Source organism: Paenibacillus sp. NN59, assembly GCF_057597225.1.
Window position 1 is genome coordinate 4,315,378 of record NZ_CP199678.1, and the last position, 19,459, is coordinate 4,334,836.

The following is a 19,459-nucleotide window of genomic DNA, read 5'->3' on the forward strand; positions in this document are numbered from 1 at the left end:
CCCCCGATAATGTTAAGACATCAATACAAGTTCAATACTAGTTCATCGATATGATCAAGGCTTATTCGTAAAAAAATAACAACCTTTCGGTTGTCAAAATGATTTCGGCTATCGCCGTATGCAGTTGAAGAGCAGCCCTGGGGCTTACTCTTCTTCTTCGTCCTGCCCTTTAATCACAACAAGGTGATCACCATAAATCTCTTCCAAAGCAACGCCAACCTGTTTATGGGACTTTGCGTTTCTCAGCTCTGTTTTTTCGCCTTCACGAAGCTGTCTCGCACGGCGGGAAGCAGCAACAACCAGGGAATACTTGCTGTCAACTTTGTTCATCATTTCATCAATTGAAGGATACAGCATATTAACAAAACACCTCTTTGCTTTAGTATAATCACAAGTTGCCGCCGGACAGAACCTGATGTTGCGTGTCCTCACGTAGAAGCAGCAGTCCAGAATGAACCTCAACCTTAACATGATATGACAACTGCCCCATGAATATCGCTGTACGCGGCGGCAAAAGGGATTATTTATTGATCTTACAATGTTCGGCGATAATGATGCTTTCTATTCGTTTGCAAGCCGAATCAATCTCATCATTAACCACGGCATAGTCATAGTGCTCGAGCAGATTGATCTCATCGACTGCTACAGACATCCGGTGATCAATCGTCGCTTGACTTTCCGTGCCCCGTCCTTGAATACGATCCTTCAACTCATCCAAAGAAGGAGGAAGCAGGAAAACAAAAATTCCTTCAGGGAATTTCTCCTTCACTTTAAGTGCACCCTGAACCTCAATCTCCAGAATAATATCTCGGCCTTCGTTGATCGTTTTCTCCACAAAATTACGCGGAGTGCCGTAATAATTGCCCACATACTCTGCATGTTCCAGCAGTTGATCCTCGGCAATCATTCTCAAAAACTCATCATGAGAGTGGAAAAAATAGTTCACTCCATGCTCTTCACCCAAACGTGGCTGACGAGTGGTTGCTGAAACCGAATAAGTCAGATTCGGCACCCGCTGGCGCAACGCACTGCATACTGTACCCTTCCCGACCCCAGATGGGCCGGACAACACTATCAGTAATCCCTTAGACATATTACACTCCATTTTATTCGTCGTTATCATCATCTTTCGAGGAAAGACGATGGGCGACCGTTTCAGGCTGAACTGCAGACAGAATAACATGATCACTATCCGTAATAATTACGGCACGTGTACGTCTTCCATACGTTGCATCAATCAGCATGTGACGATCTCTAGCCTCTTGTATAATTCTCTTGATCGGCGCCGATTCCGGACTCACGATGGATATAATCCGGTTCGCCGATACGATGTTACCGAATCCAATGTTAATGAGTTTGATTGCCATAATCAGGTTCTTCCCCCTATACATGCGACTCTTTTGCCGAAATTTAGCCGTTCATTCGATGTTCGCCGCTTGCTCACGAATCTTCTCCAGCTCCGCTTTCATCTCGACAACACGGTTCACCAGAGCCAAGTGGTTGGCTTTTGATCCAATCGTATTAACCTCGCGATTCATCTCCTGAATCAGGAAGTCCAACTTGCGGCCTACCGATTCCTCGCTCTTCAACAATTCTCTACATTGTCCAAAGTGGCTGAGTAAACGCGTAAGTTCCTCTTCAATGTTGGAACGATCAGCAAAGACTGCGATTTCCATACCCAATTTATGCTCATCAAAAGGGAAAGAGCCGTCCTCCTGCAACTCCGTAAGACGCTGTCTCAACTTGTTGCGGTAATCGCTCACCACAGTGGGTGCAAGTGCAAGCATCTCGGTGTGTAGTGACTCCAGACGGGTAATCCGCCGTTCCAGATCATTGGCCAGATGAAGACCTTCACGAGCGCGCATCTGCTCCAAACTGGACAGAGCTTCGTTCAGCCCAGCCTGCAGAACCTGCTCCCACTCGTCTTTTTGTTCCTCTTGGATGGGGCTTGTCCCATCCGATTGAACCATGACATCCGGCAAACCTAGCATATCCACAATACTTGGCTTGCCCTGCATTCCAAATTGAGACTCAAGCCGCTCTGCAGCCTGCAGATAGGCCCTGACCGCCTGCTCATTCAGAACAGCGGGGAGAGCCTGGTCTTCCTCTTTTTCTTTCATTACATAAACATCAATCCGCCCACGCTTCAAGCGGCCCTGTACGATCTTTCTCAAACCATCTTCATAATACGTCCACTCTCTAGGCAGACGCATCATCACTTCGCAATAACGATGATTGACTGATTTGATCTCCAATTGTACCTTGTAGCCGCCAAAATGAAAGGCGGATTGACCGTATCCGGTCATACTGAATGACATCGGCATCACATCCGTTTTACTATTGTAATTGATTATTAGGGTTGAAACAAGTAGGACATTGATGCTCCGATTTCTCCCAGACGTATTGAGTCAGTTCTGCCGTCATGCCATAGAACATAAACGGAGTCATCAGATAGATGCCCTTGAAGTGCTCTGTAGCTACATCAAGTAGCTCTTTTGCAATCGTCACTCCCATGGCACGCCCCTCTTCACCTTCCAGTCCTGCCATCCGTGAACGCACTTCATCGGAAAGCTGGATACCTGGAACCTCATTGTGCAGATACTCTGCGTTTCGGCCGCTTGCGAGTGGCATAATACCGACAAAAATAGGAATGTCCAGATGTTTGGTTGCCTCACGCATCGCCACGATCAATTCCGGATCATACACCGGCTGAGTCATAATATAGTCTGCCCCGGAGGCAATTTTCTTCTCAAGCCTTTGTACCGCTTTGTCCAGATGTTTCACGTTCGGGTTGAAGGCCGCTCCAATAACAAAGCCGGCTTTCTGTTTCAACGGTTTACCCGAAAAGGCTACACCATCATTCAGTTGTTTAATCATTCTTATGATTTCAAACGATGTCAAATCGTACACGGAGCTTGAACCAGGCAAGTCACCAAACCTTGCAGGGTCGCCCGTAACGGCAAGCACATGGTTAATGCCGAGTGCATCAAATCCCATCATATGGGATTGAGTTCCGATCAAGTTACGGTCACGGCAGGCAATATGCACAAGTGCACGAAGTCCTGTGCGATCCTGCACCAGATGTCCGAGTGCCATATTACTCATACGTGTTACAGCAAGGGAGTTGTCAGCAAGCGTAAGGGCATCCGCTCCTGCCGCTTTCAGTGTTTCGGCACCCTTCATAAACTTGGCAATATCCAGATCACGCGGGGGATCAAGCTCTACAATGACCGTGTGGCGTTGTTTGACCAGATCAACAATGGTTGGCTGGCCCCCTCGCCCTGCGCGTTCATCCACATTCTCATGAAGTACAATGCGTGACGTAATCTCGGCAGGATCAGGTTCAGCAATCGGCTGAGGTACGTAATCCGCAAGCGCTTCTTTAATCGCAGTGATGTGATCAGGCGTTGTACCGCAGCAACCGCCGATAATACGTGCACCAAGATCCGCAAACTGTATTGCAGTCTGACCAAAGTACTCTGGTGTTGCACCGTAACGGAACTGACCATCCACATAGTCCGCCGCACCCGCATTCGGATATACGGACATCGGAACACCGATACGTCCTGAAACGGTTTCCATCGCACGCATGATCCCGTTCGGACCAGACCTGCAATTGAAACCGATGACGTCAGCCCCCTGTTCGCGCATGATACGAAATGCTTCAGGCATCGTGTAACCGTCCAGCGTATGGCCTACATCCTCTACCGCGAATTGTCCAATCACAGGCAGGTCGCTCAGCTTGCGGGCCTGCAAAAGAGCGATATCCATCTCTTCGATATCATAGAACGTTTCAAGCAAGATGCCATCTACGCCTTCGTCTAGTAACGCAAAAATCTGCTGTTGATAGAAGCGTTTCAATTCACTAGTAGACACATTTGTCCGTTTGCCGCCGCGAATCGAACCTACTGCACCCAGAACGTAGCCCTCTGCCCCTGCCACTTCTTTCGCGATGCGTACGCCCGCACGGTTCACATCCTCCACTTTGGACTCTAGCCCAAATTTAGACAACTTGTCAAAGTTAGCCGAGTACGTATTGGTCTCGAATATATCCGTGCCTGCATCACGATAACGACGATGCACATCAGCCACAACTTCAGGTGAAATTAAGTTCAACTCTTCATAAGATATCCCTACCGGAAATCCCATTTGATATAGAAATGTCCCCATGGCCCCATCCCCAACAAGGACACGTTGCTTCATCGCTGTACGTAAATCTGCCTTCATCCCGTTTCCCCCCGCCTGACTGTGATCGTTTTCATACTAATGTAACACAAAAAATGCTTAAAAACGAAGAAAAACACAGGTATTTACTGTATGTCCGACTCCAGTGGACATTCCTGCGAAATATGTGCTGAATTCGTCCTTGATGACCGGACAGCATGTAACATCTTGTCTAATTCGGATAAAAAAAGAGGCCCTGCAGGCCTCTTCCGTGTAACCTTCTACTTTTTTCAAGAAACTATGAAGTAAATCCTTTGAAAACAACTTCGGCTGGTCCCGTCATATAGACGTGGTTATCCGCCTCGTTCCACTCAATGTTCAGATCCCCGCCTTTAAGGCTAATTACAGCAGTACGATCTGTATGACCATTCAGTACAGAGGATACCAGCGTTGCACAAGCGCCTGTTCCGCAAGCCAGTGTCGGACCAGCGCCACGCTCCCATACACGCATGTCTACATATCCGCGGTCGCGTACCGTTGCGAATTCAACATTAATTTTTTTCGGGAACATCGGGTGAACCTCAAGCAATGGCCCCCATGTTGTCAGATCAAAATTCACTGCATCATCAACATAGATGACCGCGTGAGGGTTGCCCATAGACACCGCTGTGAATTTGAATGCATGTCCATTCGCTTCAATGTTGTGATTGACCACCGGATTCGCATCCACTGTGGTAGGTACTTGAAGACCATCCAGAATCGGCTCGCCCATGTCTACCCGTACGGTCTCTACCTTGCCATCCCGGATGTTAAGAGTTACAGGTTGAACCCCTGCACCAATCGTTTCAATCGTAATTTGCTCGCGATCAACATGCCCATGGTCATATACATACTTGGACACACAACGGATCGCGTTGCCGCATTGCTCCGCTTCAGAACCGTCCGAGTTCATGATGCGCATCTGAAAATCCGCCTTTTCCGAAGGCAGTATATAAACCAGACCATCTGCTCCGATACCGAAGAACCGATTGCACCATTTTACCGCAAGTTCAGCCGCATCTGCTGGAAGCTGTTTTTCACCAAATACAACGATAAAGTCGTTGCCTAGTCCGTGCATTTTCGTAAATTCCATATCTTGCCCACTCCTTTTGGCAGTCTTCCGCCAAAGCTTTATAGTTTATTCATAGCTAATCTTCATATCATGCGCACAAAGCATACAAAAAAAGCTATCCTGCAAAATATCAAAGCTTTCGCTTTGAATCATTTTGAGGATAGCATATCGAAACGAGATATTAAAAGCTATTGATTTTATGCTGAAAACTTTGTACTTTTCGGTACGAAGCGTCCAGGACCGCCCATGCGGCGACGATTCCGGCGACCACCCCAGACACTGCCAGCCCCCATAAGGAATGTTGGAATGCCTGCGGCTACGATACAGATAGCCCATTCGCGCAGACCGAGAGGTACCGTTTTGAAGATGGGTTGCAACGGCTCCACATACATTACCACCAGCATCAGCACAACCGATGAGATAACTGCCAGAACGAGATATTTATTCTGCAACGGATTGCGGTGGAAGATCGAACGTGAACTACGGCAGTCAAACACATGAATCAACTGGGCAAGCACCAATGTAGCAAAAGCTACAGACTGAGCCTTGAGCAGCTGACCAGGATGATCCGGTGCAGCCTGAAGTGTCAACCAGAAGGCACCGAGCGTGCATAATCCGATTAATACACCGCGGCTAATGATTTTCCAGCCCAGCCTGCGTGCAAAAATATTTTCCTTTGCGCCGCGAGGTTTGTGCTCCATCAAATCTTTTTCCGCCTGATCCACCCCGAGCGCCATCGCTGGCAAACCATCGGTCACCAGGTTTACCCATAGAATCTGGATTGGCACGAGTGGCAACGGCAAGCCCATCATCATGGCAAAGAACATCGTTAAAATCTCGCCGACATTCGAAGCCAGCAAATAACGGATAAACTTGCGAATGTTCTCATAGATGTTACGCCCTTCTTCAATAGCCGCCACAATGGTGGAGAAATTATCATCACTCAAAATGAGAGATGAAGCTTCCTTTGTCACATCCGTTCCCGTGATGCCCATGGCAATCCCGATATCCGCGGCCTTGATCGCAGGTGCATCGTTGACGCCGTCCCCAGTCATCGCGACAACGTGTCCTTTGCGCTGCAACGATTTGACGATACGCAATTTGTGCTCAGGCGAAACTCTGGAGAACACATAGATATCATTGACCGTTTTATCCAATTGTTCATCCGTCATGCCTGCCAGTTGCTGCCCGCTTAACGATGCTCCTCCGCGCGGGAGAATACCCAGCTGATGAGCGATCGCTTCCGCTGTTGTTCCATGATCTCCCGTGATCATCACTGTCCGGATGCCCGCTTTGCGGCATGTCGCAATGGCCTCACGAACTTCACGGCGAGGTGGATCGATCATGCCAGCAAGCCCAACAAATACAAGCTGGCTTTCAGCTGCATGCTCGTCAGCCACATGTTCCTTCGGCTTGACTTCACGATAGGCCATACCAAGAACTCGCAGAGCGTTACCCGCCATACTTTCGTTGGCAGCCATCACTTTCTGGCGCAGTGTGCCGGTGAACGGAACTACCTTGCCTTCCCACAAAATGTAACTGCAATGCTCAATCAGTACATCAGGCGCTCCTTTGGTATACACCATACGCCCACCTTGATGTTTGATCATAACAGACATCCGTTTTCGCTCGGAGTCGAACGGGAATTCCTGCTCTCGATCGTATAATTCCTTGAGTCCTGCAGGAGTAAGACCCATTTTAGAAGCCATGGCTACAAGTGCACCCTCTGTCGGGTCCCCTTTTAACTCCCAGAGCACTTGGTTAGCACTAACTTGCTCTTCCTCCTGCTGGCCGTTCTTCCGGCCTTTCTTGCTCTCTTTTTTGGACTCTTTACTCTTTTTCTTGCTGGCTGGATCGTTTACAATCGTCTCGACAATACTGGCATTGTTACAAAGTGCACTGATCTGTAGCATTCTTCGTAAGGACTGGTCATTTTTCAGGTCGAGTATTCGATCATTTTCCAACATATGACCTTCTGGTGCATAACCGTCTCCAGTCACCTTAATGCTGCGCCCTTCAAGCCACACGTTCGTTACCGTCATTTTGTTCTGTGTCAGTGTACCTGTCTTATCCGAGCAGATCACCGACGCGCAACCTAACGTTTCTACAGATGGCAGCTTACGTACGATGGCCTTACGTTTGATCATCCGCTGGACACCTAACGCCAGCGCAATCGTAACGATAGCCGGCAATCCTTCCGGTATGGCTGCCACGGCGAGACTGACACCTGCCAGGAACATGCCTACTGCGGGTTGTCCATGAAGGATACCTGCGACTACGACCATCACCGTTAATCCAAGTGCAACAAAGATCAGAATTTTGCCTAACTGCTCGAGTCTGTGCTGTAGCGGAGTCTCCTGCTCCTCCGTATTTTGAATCAAATCCGCGATTTTCCCCATCTCGGTGTCCATCCCCGTCCGAATGACAACTCCCTTGGCTGTACCGCGTGTGACCATAGTACCCATAAAACCGATGTTTTTTTGATCCCCTAAAGGAACATCGTCACTAGCTATAGGTCTGCAATGTTTGCTGACAGGCACGGATTCTCCGGTGAGTGCCGACTCCTCTACATCGAGGCTGTTGGTTTCCAGCCAGCGCACATCCGCAGGAATGCGGTCACCACTTTCCACCATGATAACATCTCCCGGTACCAATTGTTTGGCCGCAAGATGTACCTCCTGTCCCGACCTGAGTACTTTGGCGGCAGGAGCCGACAACTGCTTCAGTGCCCGAAGAGAACGTTCCGCCCGGAACTCCTGTACAAATCCCAAAATAGCATTTAGTACAATAATTGCCACAATCGTTACTGCATCCAGATATTCTCCAAGTAAACCGGATACAAGCGTCGCTCCCATGAGAACTAACACCATGAAGTCCTTAAACTGATTCAGCAACAGGGTGATCGGGGATATTCGCTGTCCTTCACTCAGTTCATTTGAACCAGCAATCTTCCGTTTCTCTGCTGCCGCTTCGTCCGTCAACCCTTCCTGCGGGCTCACGCCGAGAGTTTCACGAAGCTCTTCGTCGTTTAGTTGGTGCCACTTGGTATGTTCCATGCTCCAAAATTCCCTCCCAATCCTATTTCATCTGCAATGCAAGCTCACATGTTTCACCGGCATGCTGCTAGGGCAGGCTGTACACTATGCCGGACAAACTACCTGCTCTATATGTATTCGGACAGGTCCGTGAATAGCACCCGGAAGCTGAATCCTTTCCCTCATGGGCAGAATAAGCTAAAATAAAGGTCTGCGTAGATTACTGCTCAACTCCGTTATTTGGAAAAATGCAGTCAGCCATCGTATAAAAATGTTATTACATATGCTGCGGTTGCCTGTGAGCCGTTATAGATGAAGCATTCTGTATGAATTCATTCGAATGCCAGATAGAGAGGAAGTGGACAATATGGCACTTGACGGTATTGTAACCCGAGCCATCGTACATGAGCTGCAAGGCTGTATCGGAGGACGTATTAGCAAAATTCATCAGCCTAACGGCCATGATGTGGTGCTTACCCTGCGCGCTCAGCGCGGTAACAGCAAACTGCTTGTGTCGGCGAGCCCGACATATCCGCGTGTACATTTTACAGAGAAAACATTTTTGAATCCGACAGAGGCACCGATGTTTTGCATGCTGATGCGGAAACACTGCGAAGGGGCTATCATTGAGAATATCCGTCAGATTGGAATGGAACGGATCATTCATATTGATGTACGTCAGCGGGACGAGCTTGGCGATGTTTCGGCCAAACGTATCATCATTGAACTGATGGGACGTCACAGTAACATCATTTTGCTTGATCCTGCGACGGATGCGATATTGGACGGGATTCACCATGTCACACCATCCATCAGTAGTTATCGTGTGGTTATGCCTGGTTTTTCCTATACTGCACCGCCAGAGCAACATAAAAGCAATCCGTTAGAGGTATCCCAAAACGAGTTTGAGCAGAAGATTGCTACTGCAGCAAATGTAGATGCAGACGAAAATGAAGCTGGATCACAAACGGACACAACTAAAACGGCTATAGAAACAAAAGCAGACGCCTCACGCTGGCTCGTCAATGCTTTTAGTGGGATGAGTCCGCTGATTGCAGGTGAGATTGCAACGCGAACAGGTTCCGATTCAGACCGTATGGAGGCAGGAGCTCTTTGGACTGCTTTTGAATCAGTCATCGAATCTGTCAAAGAACATCAGTACACTCCTGTAACAGGGCTGAACGCCAAAGGCAAAATGATCTTTTCCGCTATTCGACTAGAGAGCATTCAGGATCAGGAAAAAACGTACGATACGATGAGCAAATGTATGGAGGATTACTACGGGGACAAGGCTGAGCGAGATACCGTTAAACAAAGAGTAAGCGATCTGCTCCGGTTCCTGCAGAATGAGCGTAGCAAAAACATTAAAAAGCTCGATAATCTTAACAAAGACTTGCTTGAAGCCGACGATGCGGACAAGTACAGACTATGGGGCGAGTTGTTATTCGCATCCCTGCACTTGGTCAACAAGGGTGATAAGAGTGTAGAGCTGATTAACTTCTACGATGAAGATCAGGGCAACATTACGATTCAGCTTGATCCACTGCTCACACCTTCTGATAATGCTCAGCGTTACTTCAAACGTTATAACAAATATAAAAACAGTCTGGCTGTAATTCACGAGCAACTTGGTAAAACCAAGGATGAAATCGCCTATCTGGATAATCTGCTTCAGCAGCTCTCCATCGCCTCCATGAACGATATCGAAGAAATTCGAGACGAACTTGTACAGCAAGGTTATCTGCGTGATCGGAACAAAAAAGGCAAGAAAAAGAAGAAAAATGATCGTCCAACTGTGCATCAGTTCACTTCATCAGAGGGAATTGACATTCTGGTCGGCAAAAACAATCTACAGAACGAGTATGTGACCAATCGTCTGGCATCAGCTAATGATACTTGGCTGCACACTAAGGACATTCCGGGTTCCCATGTCGTTATTCGCAGTACTGATTTTGGTGAAGCTACGCTGGAGGAAGCCGCTCAACTCGCCGCTTATTTCAGCCAAGCGAAGGAATCAAGCAGTGTCCCTGTGGATTACACGTATATCCGTCACGTTCGCAAACCAAGTGGTGCAAAACCCGGATTTGTCATATACGACCATCAGAAAACTCTGTTTGTAACACCAAACGATGAATTAATTAAAAGCTTACCATCCACGATAAAAAATGGATAAGCTGCCACTTATCTTATAGGATGAGATGTAACGATAACCAAAAAAACCCTGCCAGCTAAGGCCGAGGGGATTCTTTGGTTATCGTATATGTTTAGAAGAGTAACACGTGTCACTCCATTTCTTAATTCTAATTACGTATAATAACGCCGTATTAACTCAATGAATACATAAAAGAAGGATGTGTTCTATGCCGATTCATATTAGAGAAACTCGCTCGGATGATCTGAAACCACTGATAGCATTGATGCATGACTACGTCGTAGGTTTCTACAATAATCCATGGCCAGGTGACCAAGCAATCGAACTTTTGATTAACAACCTGCTGGAGCAGCAGATCGGCGCTCAATTTGTAGCAGAAGAGGACGGAAAGTTGATCGGATTCGCTACATTGTTTTTCACGTACAGTACGATGAAAGCAGAACGTGTAACGATTATGAATGACCTTTTTGTCACGGAAGCATTCAGAGAAGGAGAAACCGAAGCCAATTTATTCGCACGCTGTCAGCAATATACGCATGAACATGGATGTGCATATATGTCATGGATTACAGCCGTGACTAACGAGCGTGCGCAACAATTATTCGATCGGCTTGGAGCTAAACATGGCGATTGGGTTAACTATTCAATTCAAGGATAAACACATCCTAATGAGGTTATCTCTTGCTGTGTGCAGCCGCCTGCAGTCTTTCGAGCACATCAAAAGGTACCGTCTTGCTACCCAGATCTCCATGAAAAACAACGCCTTGTCGTTCGCCATGGTAATCTGAACCACCTGTCACAATAAGATCATATTCTCTGGCCATTTCAGCATATCTGTGTTCCTCTTCCGGGCCATGGTCTGAATGAAAGACTTCAATGCCATCCGGAAGGGATTCTGTGATAATACGGCGTACTAAGTCATCATCGCTATAGAGACCCGGATGCGCAATTACCGCAGCACCTCCTGCTGCTCTAATCCACTCACAGGCATCCTTAGGCGTAACTCGCGGTACAGATACGAAGCCAGGCTTGCCTTCAGCAAGATATCGATCAAATGCATCTCGCATGTCGGTAGCGTATCCCTTTTTCACCAATACATCAGCCATATGAGGTCTACCGATACTCTCATCTGGCGCTAACGGTCGTCCGAGTCCATCCAGTACTTCCTGCCAGCTTATATCCAATCCTAGTTGCTGGAGCTTGCCAATAATCAGATGATTCCGTTCCTCCCGCGCTTCTCTCAATCCGCGCAACCGTTGCAGAAATAACTCATCCTCCGTATTCACGTAATAACCGAGCACATGAATATCTTTACCACCAGCCCGTGTGCTGATTTCGACTCCAGCTATAACATCGATACCGTACTCTTTTCCCGCTTGCTTCGCTTCTGCTACACCTGCTACCGTATCATGATCCGTTAAGGCTACCGCAGCCAGTCCTCTCTGTTTTGCAAGCTTCACATTATCAGCCGGTGGTTGCATCCCATCTGAAGCCTGACTATGCGTATGAAGATCACAGCGTCCTTGATGCTGATCCATTGGCTCCCATCCCTTTCTGATTGAAATTTTACAGCCCTTTCATCCTTAAACCCGTTCTCCCTGCTCGAGCTCCTGTTGTCGCAAATACCCTAGAAAGGCAACAGCCGACAAAGGCAACAAAGATGACTTAAGGTGAATGGCATAAAACTGCCGTTTGAATTCAAGCCCGCGAATATCCACAATATGTACAAGCCCCAGTGCCAGCTCATGCTGCACGGACGAAGGAGACAACATCGTAATGCCCACGCCAGCCTCTACAGCCGATTTGACCGCACCTGTACTCCCAAGCTCCATAACCACATTCATGTCACTCGGATCTATTTTTTTCTTTTGCAGTTGACCTTCCATCACTTGGCGAGTACCTGAACCTTCCTCACGTAGCACAAAAGGGTAGTTCATTACCTCTTCCAAGTTTACTTTTCCCCGTCCTGCCAGATCATGTCCTGCTGGTACAATCAGTTTCAGTTCGTCCTGCATCACAGGTTCGACGATCATATCCGGATGATTTACCGGTGCTTCGATTAATCCAAAATTCAACTGGTGCTTCAAAATCTCATCCATGATCTGGGTGGTATTCATCACTTTCATCACAATCGAGATATCGGGATACTGCTTGGCAAAGGGCCCAAGCATACGTGGCAACACGTATTCACCAATGGTCAGACTTGCTCCAAGCTGTAATCTTCCCTGCAATTTCTGCGTAAAAGCAGACATCGCTTCATCTGTCTGACGGACAAGTTCCACACTTCGCTTGGCGTGAGGCAGTAACGTCCTTCCTGCCTCCGACAATTCTATTTTTTTGGTGGAACGATGCAGCAGTTTAGTCCCAAAATAATCCTCCAGCGATTGGATCTGCATCGTCACGGCCGGTTGTGTCATATGTAACGCCTGCGCAGCTGCGGAAAAACTCCCCTTTTCCGCTACCGTATAAAAAATGTGCAACTGATGAAAATTCATATCTTCGCCCCTCTTCTATTACACTTACTATATTGTATCCGATTTCCAGTCTGGCAACAAAAAAAAGCATGCAGCTTGTCTGCATGCGTTGGTACAAATGATTCTTCACTTCTCATCCATAAATTTTTATGATTGCAATCTCAAATCTGTTTCATCATCTATGCTTCCGGCTATTTTTGACCAGCGTCATTCTTCTGGAATGCCTCAGCCAAGAATAATATGACTTCAGATCTCTTAGTTCAATCGTCTCCGACATACGTCCCAAAAACGTCACTACAATCATTTTGTGTAGCGGATTGCCTGTAATGTCATATTCTCCTTCAAGCTCGGAAAACTCAGCAACCACCACCAGATCATCGTCAATCAGATAAACATCCTGCTCATTGCGGTAATATGGCGTTACCCTGTCCTGCTTCAGACACTCCCATAACCAAGCCGCAATATGGTCATCATCACTACGTGCAGGCTCAATACGGTCTGCATACCGCATCTTTGCATGATGGGTAATGACGATGTCAGCCACTTTCTTGTCTCCGAGAGCCACAAAAAACGGCTCGTAGGTGCTCCAACGTTGCATCACCTTATCACGCATGGGAATCACTCTCCACCAGATAGGACTTTCTATCTATTTATTACCCAATATATTACAACATTAGTCCCGTAACAACAAGGCGTAAGTGTAACTTTTTTTCGCAAAAATCTATTTATGCTTATTTTAGAAAAGAGCGACCCAGTGGGTCCCTCCTATGTTTCCTGCTATACTCCGTAAAAACTCGTTTTGTCCGCCGTTTTGCTAGCATACTCGGTTTTAATCTCGTTTCGATAGGAGCGCTCGATTTTGCGCACATAGGAAAGCCGCTTTACGTTTTTCATCGTATCGTCAGCCCGTTCTGCATTAACATACATGACAACATAATGCATACGGCGGGAGATATAATGCACGGTACCATATTTTTCGAGATTGCGGGCCGCTTTCAAATCACTGACCCAAATAATAAATCCTGTTCTTTCCGCAAACACCATCGTTCCCCGCCCTTCTATAAATGGAGACCGGCCCTCGAAAGGCCCGGTCTGTTCAAATTCTAAAAAACTATAATGTAACGGTCTTCGGGTTTAACTGCATCCACATTTGCCGCCGCTACCACAGCCGCCTTTAGGATTAGGATCGTTGCTTGGCACCTTAATCGTGCTCGATACAGCAAAAGCAATGGTTTCGGACATCTGAAACAGCATCTCATCCAAAGCTTGCTCAGCCTGTTTGAAACGAGCTACAGCTTCAAAAGATTCCAGTTCCTTCTCGATCGCTTTCACCTGATCCTTCGCTGCATGAAAGTCAGGATGAAAATGGCCAAAACGCTGTGTTTCTTCAAAAAGCTCTTTCTTGGCATTTAATCTGCGGATGCCCTCTTGAATCTCAGAACTTGTTTCGACTTGCTGCTTCCAATATAAATAATCCGATACTTCGGCAGATTGGTTAATCATGTCGCCCAGTTCATATGCGCCCGTTAACACTTGGGCCATATCGACCGTGTTTATTTCCGCTACGCTCATGAATTATTCATCCTATCTATATATAAAGTTCTACTTAACGTAGACTTCTTCATCATAGCATATCCATGAAAGGTTAAGAAGAGTTTTTCCACTAAACTAGACATCATCCGGTAGAATAAGACGCATTGCATCCCAGTCTTCCGGGGTAAATGTTCGCCATTCCGTACGCGATGCAGTTTCGTGCGGATCAAGGATGCACCATCCTTCCAGTATCCATCGCTCTTGCTCTTTCACCTGATGCGGAATAAGAACAAACGCATCCTTCCCCTTTTGAATTCCTAGTTTCACTTGCCATTCGATGGCTTGCATTGCAATTTGGCGCTCAGTCGACAGGTGATACTTTCTCCATTCCCTGTGCCAAGTCTCAGGTACATCAGCCTTCCTCTCGTTCCATGCCGATTTTTCAATCGCATCATAGTCAGACCCATCCTCATCGTAGTCCACCGTCATACCAGGCATCAATGGGAATTGCAATAAGCCTTGAGTCTCACCGTTGTAAAAGAAAAGGGAGTTCCGCTGTTCAGGGTGATCCGGATTCGTAGCAAATATCAGCATATCTTGCTTATCTTGAACATTCTCTCCGACTGTTGCCCAGTCCTTCAACGTAACAAATACTTGGCCGGGCAACTCCCCTTGTCCATGTCTCTGTAAAAAATCAGCGATGCCTTCCCACTTCACTCCACTCGCAGCAGCGGTTTCCACCCGGGCCTTGGTTAAACGATAGATTGACATCTGGTCGCGTGTGATCCGTTCACAGTATTGTTCGAGTCTCCAGCAGACTTCAGCTGGCACATCGGGCGGCACCATAACTTCAAAGTCGGGCTGCACATAAAATTTGCCGTAGTGTATCTCCCCCTGCTTGTGTAGCCTATCTGCATGATAAGCACCACAGTCTACTCCCCTATTCAAGAATTCGGCTGGATCGATCAACCAGCGAAATGCAGCCTCCCCATTCTCATTCTCACCGACTTCACCAAACCCCCAGCCAGCTAAAGCTTGCAACCAGCCTTGAAACCCTGAATTACCTCCTCCGCACAGTACACGGAACCATTGATTCACTCCAGGCGTAAGTACCGCGAGCTGATAGCGAGAATGTTGCATTTCTGATCCGGACGTCCCATATCGCTCCATGCATACTCTAAACACTTCACCATGCATCTCGAACCAGGATAACTTGATCCACTGTTGCAATTTATCTTGCCTGATTTCGAAACCCCGATCTGTTTGTTGCACCAAGTTTAAGCAGAGCAGTAAATCCAGCAAAATAACTACATGCACCGGGTATAATGCCTTATGATCATACGCAATCTCCAACGGTTCGAAATCCTCTGGAGACATGATCGTTAATGTGCTTAACTTTTGTACCGTTCTCTTATGTATTGTACCTTTTCCAGTGACAGGCAGACCTTCTCTATCAATCCAAGCAAGAAGATGAAGTAATTCCCCTGCGATATGCGGTTTTCCTTCCTTAATGACACGCCTGACAGAACCGACCATCGGTTCAACAATGCGGTCCACGCGACTTGTATACGACAAGGTCAATGTTGCCAGATGACATTCAGGGATATGAAAAGAGCATTCTCCCCAGCTTTTATGTACGGATTTAATCCATTGTTTACGGCGTAACATGGCAAAAGCAAGCTTCGCTTCAGCTCCACTTAACCCTTCCTTAGCCCAAACCTCCGAAGGCAGAAGAGAAGAGAACGTTTGACCCGCATATTTGTGAAAAAGAGCACCAAGCACCCGTTGCTCCGCTGACGTAAGTGCAGACCACTGTGCCAGATCAGCCAACTTTCTCGATTGCATCGATTTCTCCACTTCAAATTCCAGATCAGACATCAGCATTTCCCTTCCCTTCTGCAACATGTTAATGAACCTTGTCCTGCTCATGCACAATCGCATATTCGTAACCCTGCTCTACCAAAAACATCTGGCGATTTAACGCAAATTCCTGTTCCTTGCTATTTTCGGAAACCAGTGCATAGAAATAAGCTTTGTTCTCACCTGCTTTGGGGCGCAGAATCCGTCCAAGCCGCTGGGCTTCTTCCTGCCTGGAACCAAAGCTACCAGAGATTTCGAGGGCTACGGCAGCATCCGGCAAGTCAACCGCAAAATTGGCAACCTTGGATACAACAATCGTACGAATTTCCCCCTTTCTAAAAGCAGAAAACCAGTGAATCCGTTCCTGTTGTGACATCGATCCAGAGATTAGAGGTGCATCAATTTCCCGGGCAATCATCTCAAGCTGATCAAGGTACTGCCCAATGACAAGTGTCGGTAGATTTTGATGTCGTTCCAGTAAACGCTTTACAACCTTTAATTTTGCCGGATTTTCAGCTGCCAGACGAAATTGATGCTTACCCTCGGCCTGCACATAAGTTGATCTTAATTCAGGGGACAAGGGTACCCTCACTTCCTGACACTTCACTTCTGCAATCCAACCTTGCTGCTCCAGCTCTTTCCATGGCATATCATATAATTTGGGGCCGATCAACGAGAATACATCCTGTTCACATCCATCTTCACGAACAAGCGTGGCGGTCAAACCCAGACGACGAGTGGCCTGAATGTCCGCAGTAGCCCGAAACACCGGAGCAGGCAACAAATGCACTTCATCATAGATGATCAGCCCCCACTTTCTCTCTTGTAAAAGATGAATGTGAGTGAACTCTGCGTCTTTGGATTTTCGATGCGTCAAAATTTGATATGTGGCCACCGTCACCGGTTTCACCTGTTTTTTCTGGCCCGAATACTCTCCAATCTGTTCAGCAGTTATCGTTGTTTTATCCTGAATCTCCTTTATCCACTGCCGGACAGATGTAGTGTTGGAGGTTAAAATAAGACATTCACATTGCAAACGTTCCAGCACAGCCATGCCAATAATCGTTTTGCCTGCTCCGCAGGGCAGTACGAGAAGTCCGCTCCCCCCGATACCTTCACCGTCTTGAAAAGCATCCACTGCCATCTGTTGATAAGGTCTTAGCGCAAATGTAGCTCTTTTTCCCTCACCGCATCTACTAGACATACTAGTCGTTGATTCAGTAATATTAGGCCGCCAGCCAAATGAAAGATCGCTCCCTTTCCGATAACCTGCATAATCCAACACAGGGTAACCAAGACGTGTCAGTTCCCTCTTCAATAAACCACGCTTTTCTCCCGATAACACAAGCTCGTTCACGCTCGTTCGTTCCATACGGAAAGCAGATATCGATTTGATGTCGCTCAAATCATCCAACAATTGCTCGTCTTCACTAGTCAGGCGCATTTTGGCATGGTCCGGCTCGGCATGTAACTTTAATTTGCCGTATTGCTCCATTATTCTGCACACATCCTGAGCGAGTGCCGCAGGTACATTCCAGCGTGACACGTTCTCAAGACTCTTGATCACCCATTCAGAATTCCAGCCTAGTGCTGCCGCATTCCACAGCGACAACGGGGTGATCCGGTAGGTATGAAACGTCGCAGGTGTCTTTACGAGTTCCGCGTACATACTGAGCTCGGCTCTGGCTGTTTCAAACTCGGGATGCCCCACTTCGAGCAATACCGTGAAATCACGCTGTACAATGCAAGCTCCCTGCGGATTGAACATCTCCATCTTTCCCACATCCATTCCTAATCTATATCATTCGAACAAAGATCTAACTCGTATACTCCGACCGAAAACTTCATTTCATACACAACAAAAAAAGCACCCTGTCCATACCCTTGGTATGTTCAGGATGCCCAACTATAGTTCTCAGCATTCGGTTGCGTAGCCTTTCGCCATTGCCACAAACAGTTTCACGCCCGTCTGCATGGCGTCCTCGTCAAAATCAAACATCGGATGATGATGAGGGTACATTGCATTTTTCTCCGGATTACCCGCACCGACAAACATGAAGCACCCCGGCAACTTTTGCAAATAATACGCAAAGTCCTCTGCAGGCATCAGCATCGGAGAGTTCTGCACCCGGTCTGGGCCAAATATCGCCGTTGCTTCATTAAAGAAACGTTCAGTCTCCTGCGCATCATTAACCACCGGCGGATACCCCATGATGTATTTCACCTGTGTTTCCGCACCATAAGCAGCCCCAGTTTGTGCCACCATAGATAGCACACGCTCTTTCATATTCATCCGTGTCTCGTCATCAAACGTTCGCACCGTGCCGCTGAGCTTGCACTGCTCCGCAATCACATTCTGCGCAGATCCCGCCTGCATCGTGCCAATCGTTAGTACTGCCGGGCGCAACGGATCAACGGACCGGCTAACGATAGTCTGAAGCTGCATCACAAGCGCAGAGCCCGCAACGACACTATCAACGGTAGCTTGCGGCATGCCGCCGTGACCGCCTTTTCCTTTGATATCAATGTAAAAGTCATCTGCCGCAGCCATCATCGGTCCTGCTGTGCTTGCAACAATGCCAACGGGAAGCGGTGTCCATAGATGAATGCCATAGATAACATCCACCCCTTCCAGGGCTCCGTCTGCAATGACCTGAACTGCACCACCCGGCAACAACTCTTCCGCTGGCTGGAACAGAAACCGAATCTCGCCCTGCACTTCCTGCTTATGACGACTGAAATAAAGCGCGGTTCCCAGAAGCATTGAAATATGACCATCGTGGCCGCAAGCATGCATCGCTCCAGGTTGCTGTGAAGCATATTCCACATCCTTCTCGTCCTGCATCGGCAATGCATCCATGTCAGCGCGAAGCATGACTACAGGCCCTGACCTGTCCCCGCGAAGTATTCCAATCACCCCATGGCCACCTATATGACGTTTCACCTCAATGCCAAAGCTCTCCAGCATATCTGCCACAAAAGAGGATGTTTTCTCCTCATGAAAGGAAACTTCAGGATTGCGATGAAGGTGACGCCGCCATTCCACCATATGGATCTGCAGATCTTCCCACCATATTTGATTTGTCATGTAACCCCATCCTTTCGATCATCAGCAGGGCTTGTTCATAGC

At 47.5% G+C, this 19,459-nt stretch carries 17 protein-coding genes; 2 read left to right on the plus strand and 15 right to left on the minus strand.

Translation table 11 applies throughout. The features are described from left to right. Positions 1-144: 144 nt before the first annotated feature. The 7 genes from rpoZ to ACT89M_RS19055 form a co-directional block, all read right to left on the minus strand. Entirely contained in the window at positions 145-357 is a 213-nt protein-coding gene (gene rpoZ, locus ACT89M_RS19025; RefSeq protein WP_090923643.1) for a DNA-directed RNA polymerase subunit omega, read from the minus strand. A gap of 163 nt (positions 358-520) precedes the next feature. Next, positions 521-1,093, minus strand: coding sequence for a guanylate kinase (gmk, locus tag ACT89M_RS19030; RefSeq protein WP_154888312.1), 573 nt, complete (start codon positions 1,091-1,093; stop codon positions 521-523). Positions 1,094-1,106: 13 nt separating this feature from the next. Then, on the minus strand, positions 1,107-1,367 hold the full coding sequence (gene remA, locus ACT89M_RS19035) for an extracellular matrix/biofilm regulator RemA (RefSeq protein WP_006209218.1): 261 nt from the start codon (positions 1,365-1,367) through the stop codon (positions 1,107-1,109). A 51-nt stretch (positions 1,368-1,418) separates the two neighbouring features. Further along, on the minus strand, positions 1,419-2,318 hold the full coding sequence (locus tag ACT89M_RS19040) for a YicC/YloC family endoribonuclease (RefSeq protein ID WP_487344777.1): 900 nt from the start codon (positions 2,316-2,318) through the stop codon (positions 1,419-1,421). A 19-nt stretch (positions 2,319-2,337) separates the two neighbouring features. Then, positions 2,338-4,227 carry a bifunctional homocysteine S-methyltransferase/methylenetetrahydrofolate reductase gene (locus ACT89M_RS19045; protein WP_336120336.1) on the minus strand — a complete coding sequence of 630 codons (1,890 nt, stop codon included), beginning with the start codon at positions 4,225-4,227 and terminating at the stop codon, positions 2,338-2,340. A gap of 235 nt (positions 4,228-4,462) precedes the next feature. Next, positions 4,463-5,296, minus strand: a complete 834-nt coding sequence (dapF, locus tag ACT89M_RS19050) for a diaminopimelate epimerase (protein WP_090923647.1) — start codon at positions 5,294-5,296, stop codon at positions 4,463-4,465. Between the two features lie 176 nt (positions 5,297-5,472). Continuing rightward, the gene (locus ACT89M_RS19055) at positions 5,473-8,331 is read right to left on the minus strand and encodes a calcium-translocating P-type ATPase, SERCA-type (RefSeq protein WP_154888304.1); all 2,859 of its coding nucleotides are present in this window, start codon (positions 8,329-8,331) and stop codon (positions 5,473-5,475) included. Between the two features lie 346 nt (positions 8,332-8,677). Between ACT89M_RS19055 and ACT89M_RS19060 the strand changes: the two genes are divergently transcribed. Both ACT89M_RS19060 and ACT89M_RS19065 read left to right on the plus strand, forming a co-directional pair. Further along, complete coding sequence (locus ACT89M_RS19060; RefSeq protein ID WP_154888659.1) at positions 8,678-10,483, plus strand: Rqc2 family fibronectin-binding protein; 1,806 nt, start codon at positions 8,678-8,680, stop codon at positions 10,481-10,483. Positions 10,484-10,670: 187 nt separating this feature from the next. Next, positions 10,671-11,120: an N-acetyltransferase family protein gene (locus ACT89M_RS19065; protein WP_487344778.1), complete on the plus strand. Its 450-nt coding sequence runs from the start codon at positions 10,671-10,673 to the stop codon at positions 11,118-11,120. A gap of 16 nt (positions 11,121-11,136) precedes the next feature. On the opposite strand, the gene ACT89M_RS19070 is transcribed toward ACT89M_RS19065, so the two are convergent. The 8 genes from ACT89M_RS19070 to ACT89M_RS19105 all read right to left on the minus strand — a co-directional run bounded on the left by ACT89M_RS19070 (position 11,137) and on the right by ACT89M_RS19105 (position 19,417). Further along, positions 11,137-12,000 (minus strand): PHP domain-containing protein, encoded by an 864-nt coding sequence (locus tag ACT89M_RS19070; RefSeq protein WP_154888301.1) that lies wholly within the window; start codon positions 11,998-12,000, stop codon positions 11,137-11,139. Between the two features lie 45 nt (positions 12,001-12,045). Next, positions 12,046-12,957: a selenium metabolism-associated LysR family transcriptional regulator gene (locus ACT89M_RS19075; protein WP_154888298.1), complete on the minus strand. Its 912-nt coding sequence runs from the start codon at positions 12,955-12,957 to the stop codon at positions 12,046-12,048. Between the two features lie 154 nt (positions 12,958-13,111). Continuing rightward, complete coding sequence (locus ACT89M_RS19080) at positions 13,112-13,549, minus strand: hypothetical protein (RefSeq protein ID WP_090923653.1); 438 nt, start codon at positions 13,547-13,549, stop codon at positions 13,112-13,114. 164 nt (positions 13,550-13,713) lie between these two features. Continuing rightward, entirely contained in the window at positions 13,714-13,977 is a 264-nt protein-coding gene (locus ACT89M_RS19085) for a YlbG family protein (RefSeq protein ID WP_090923781.1), read from the minus strand. A 93-nt stretch (positions 13,978-14,070) separates the two neighbouring features. Further along, positions 14,071-14,508, minus strand: coding sequence for a YlbF/YmcA family competence regulator (locus ACT89M_RS19090; protein WP_090923654.1), 438 nt, complete (start codon positions 14,506-14,508; stop codon positions 14,071-14,073). A gap of 96 nt (positions 14,509-14,604) precedes the next feature. After that, complete coding sequence (locus ACT89M_RS19095; protein ID WP_186809619.1) at positions 14,605-16,398, minus strand: helicase-associated domain-containing protein; 1,794 nt, start codon at positions 16,396-16,398, stop codon at positions 14,605-14,607. Beyond that, entirely contained in the window at positions 16,376-18,103 is a 1,728-nt protein-coding gene (locus tag ACT89M_RS19100) for a DNA repair helicase XPB (RefSeq protein ID WP_373323288.1), read from the minus strand. The genes ACT89M_RS19095 and ACT89M_RS19100 overlap by 23 nt, the downstream gene beginning before the upstream one ends. A 141-nt stretch (positions 18,104-18,244) precedes the next feature. Further along, positions 18,245-19,417, minus strand: coding sequence for a M20 metallopeptidase family protein (locus tag ACT89M_RS19105; RefSeq protein ID WP_154888294.1), 1,173 nt, complete (start codon positions 19,415-19,417; stop codon positions 18,245-18,247). Between the last annotated feature and the right edge of the window lie 42 nt (positions 19,418-19,459).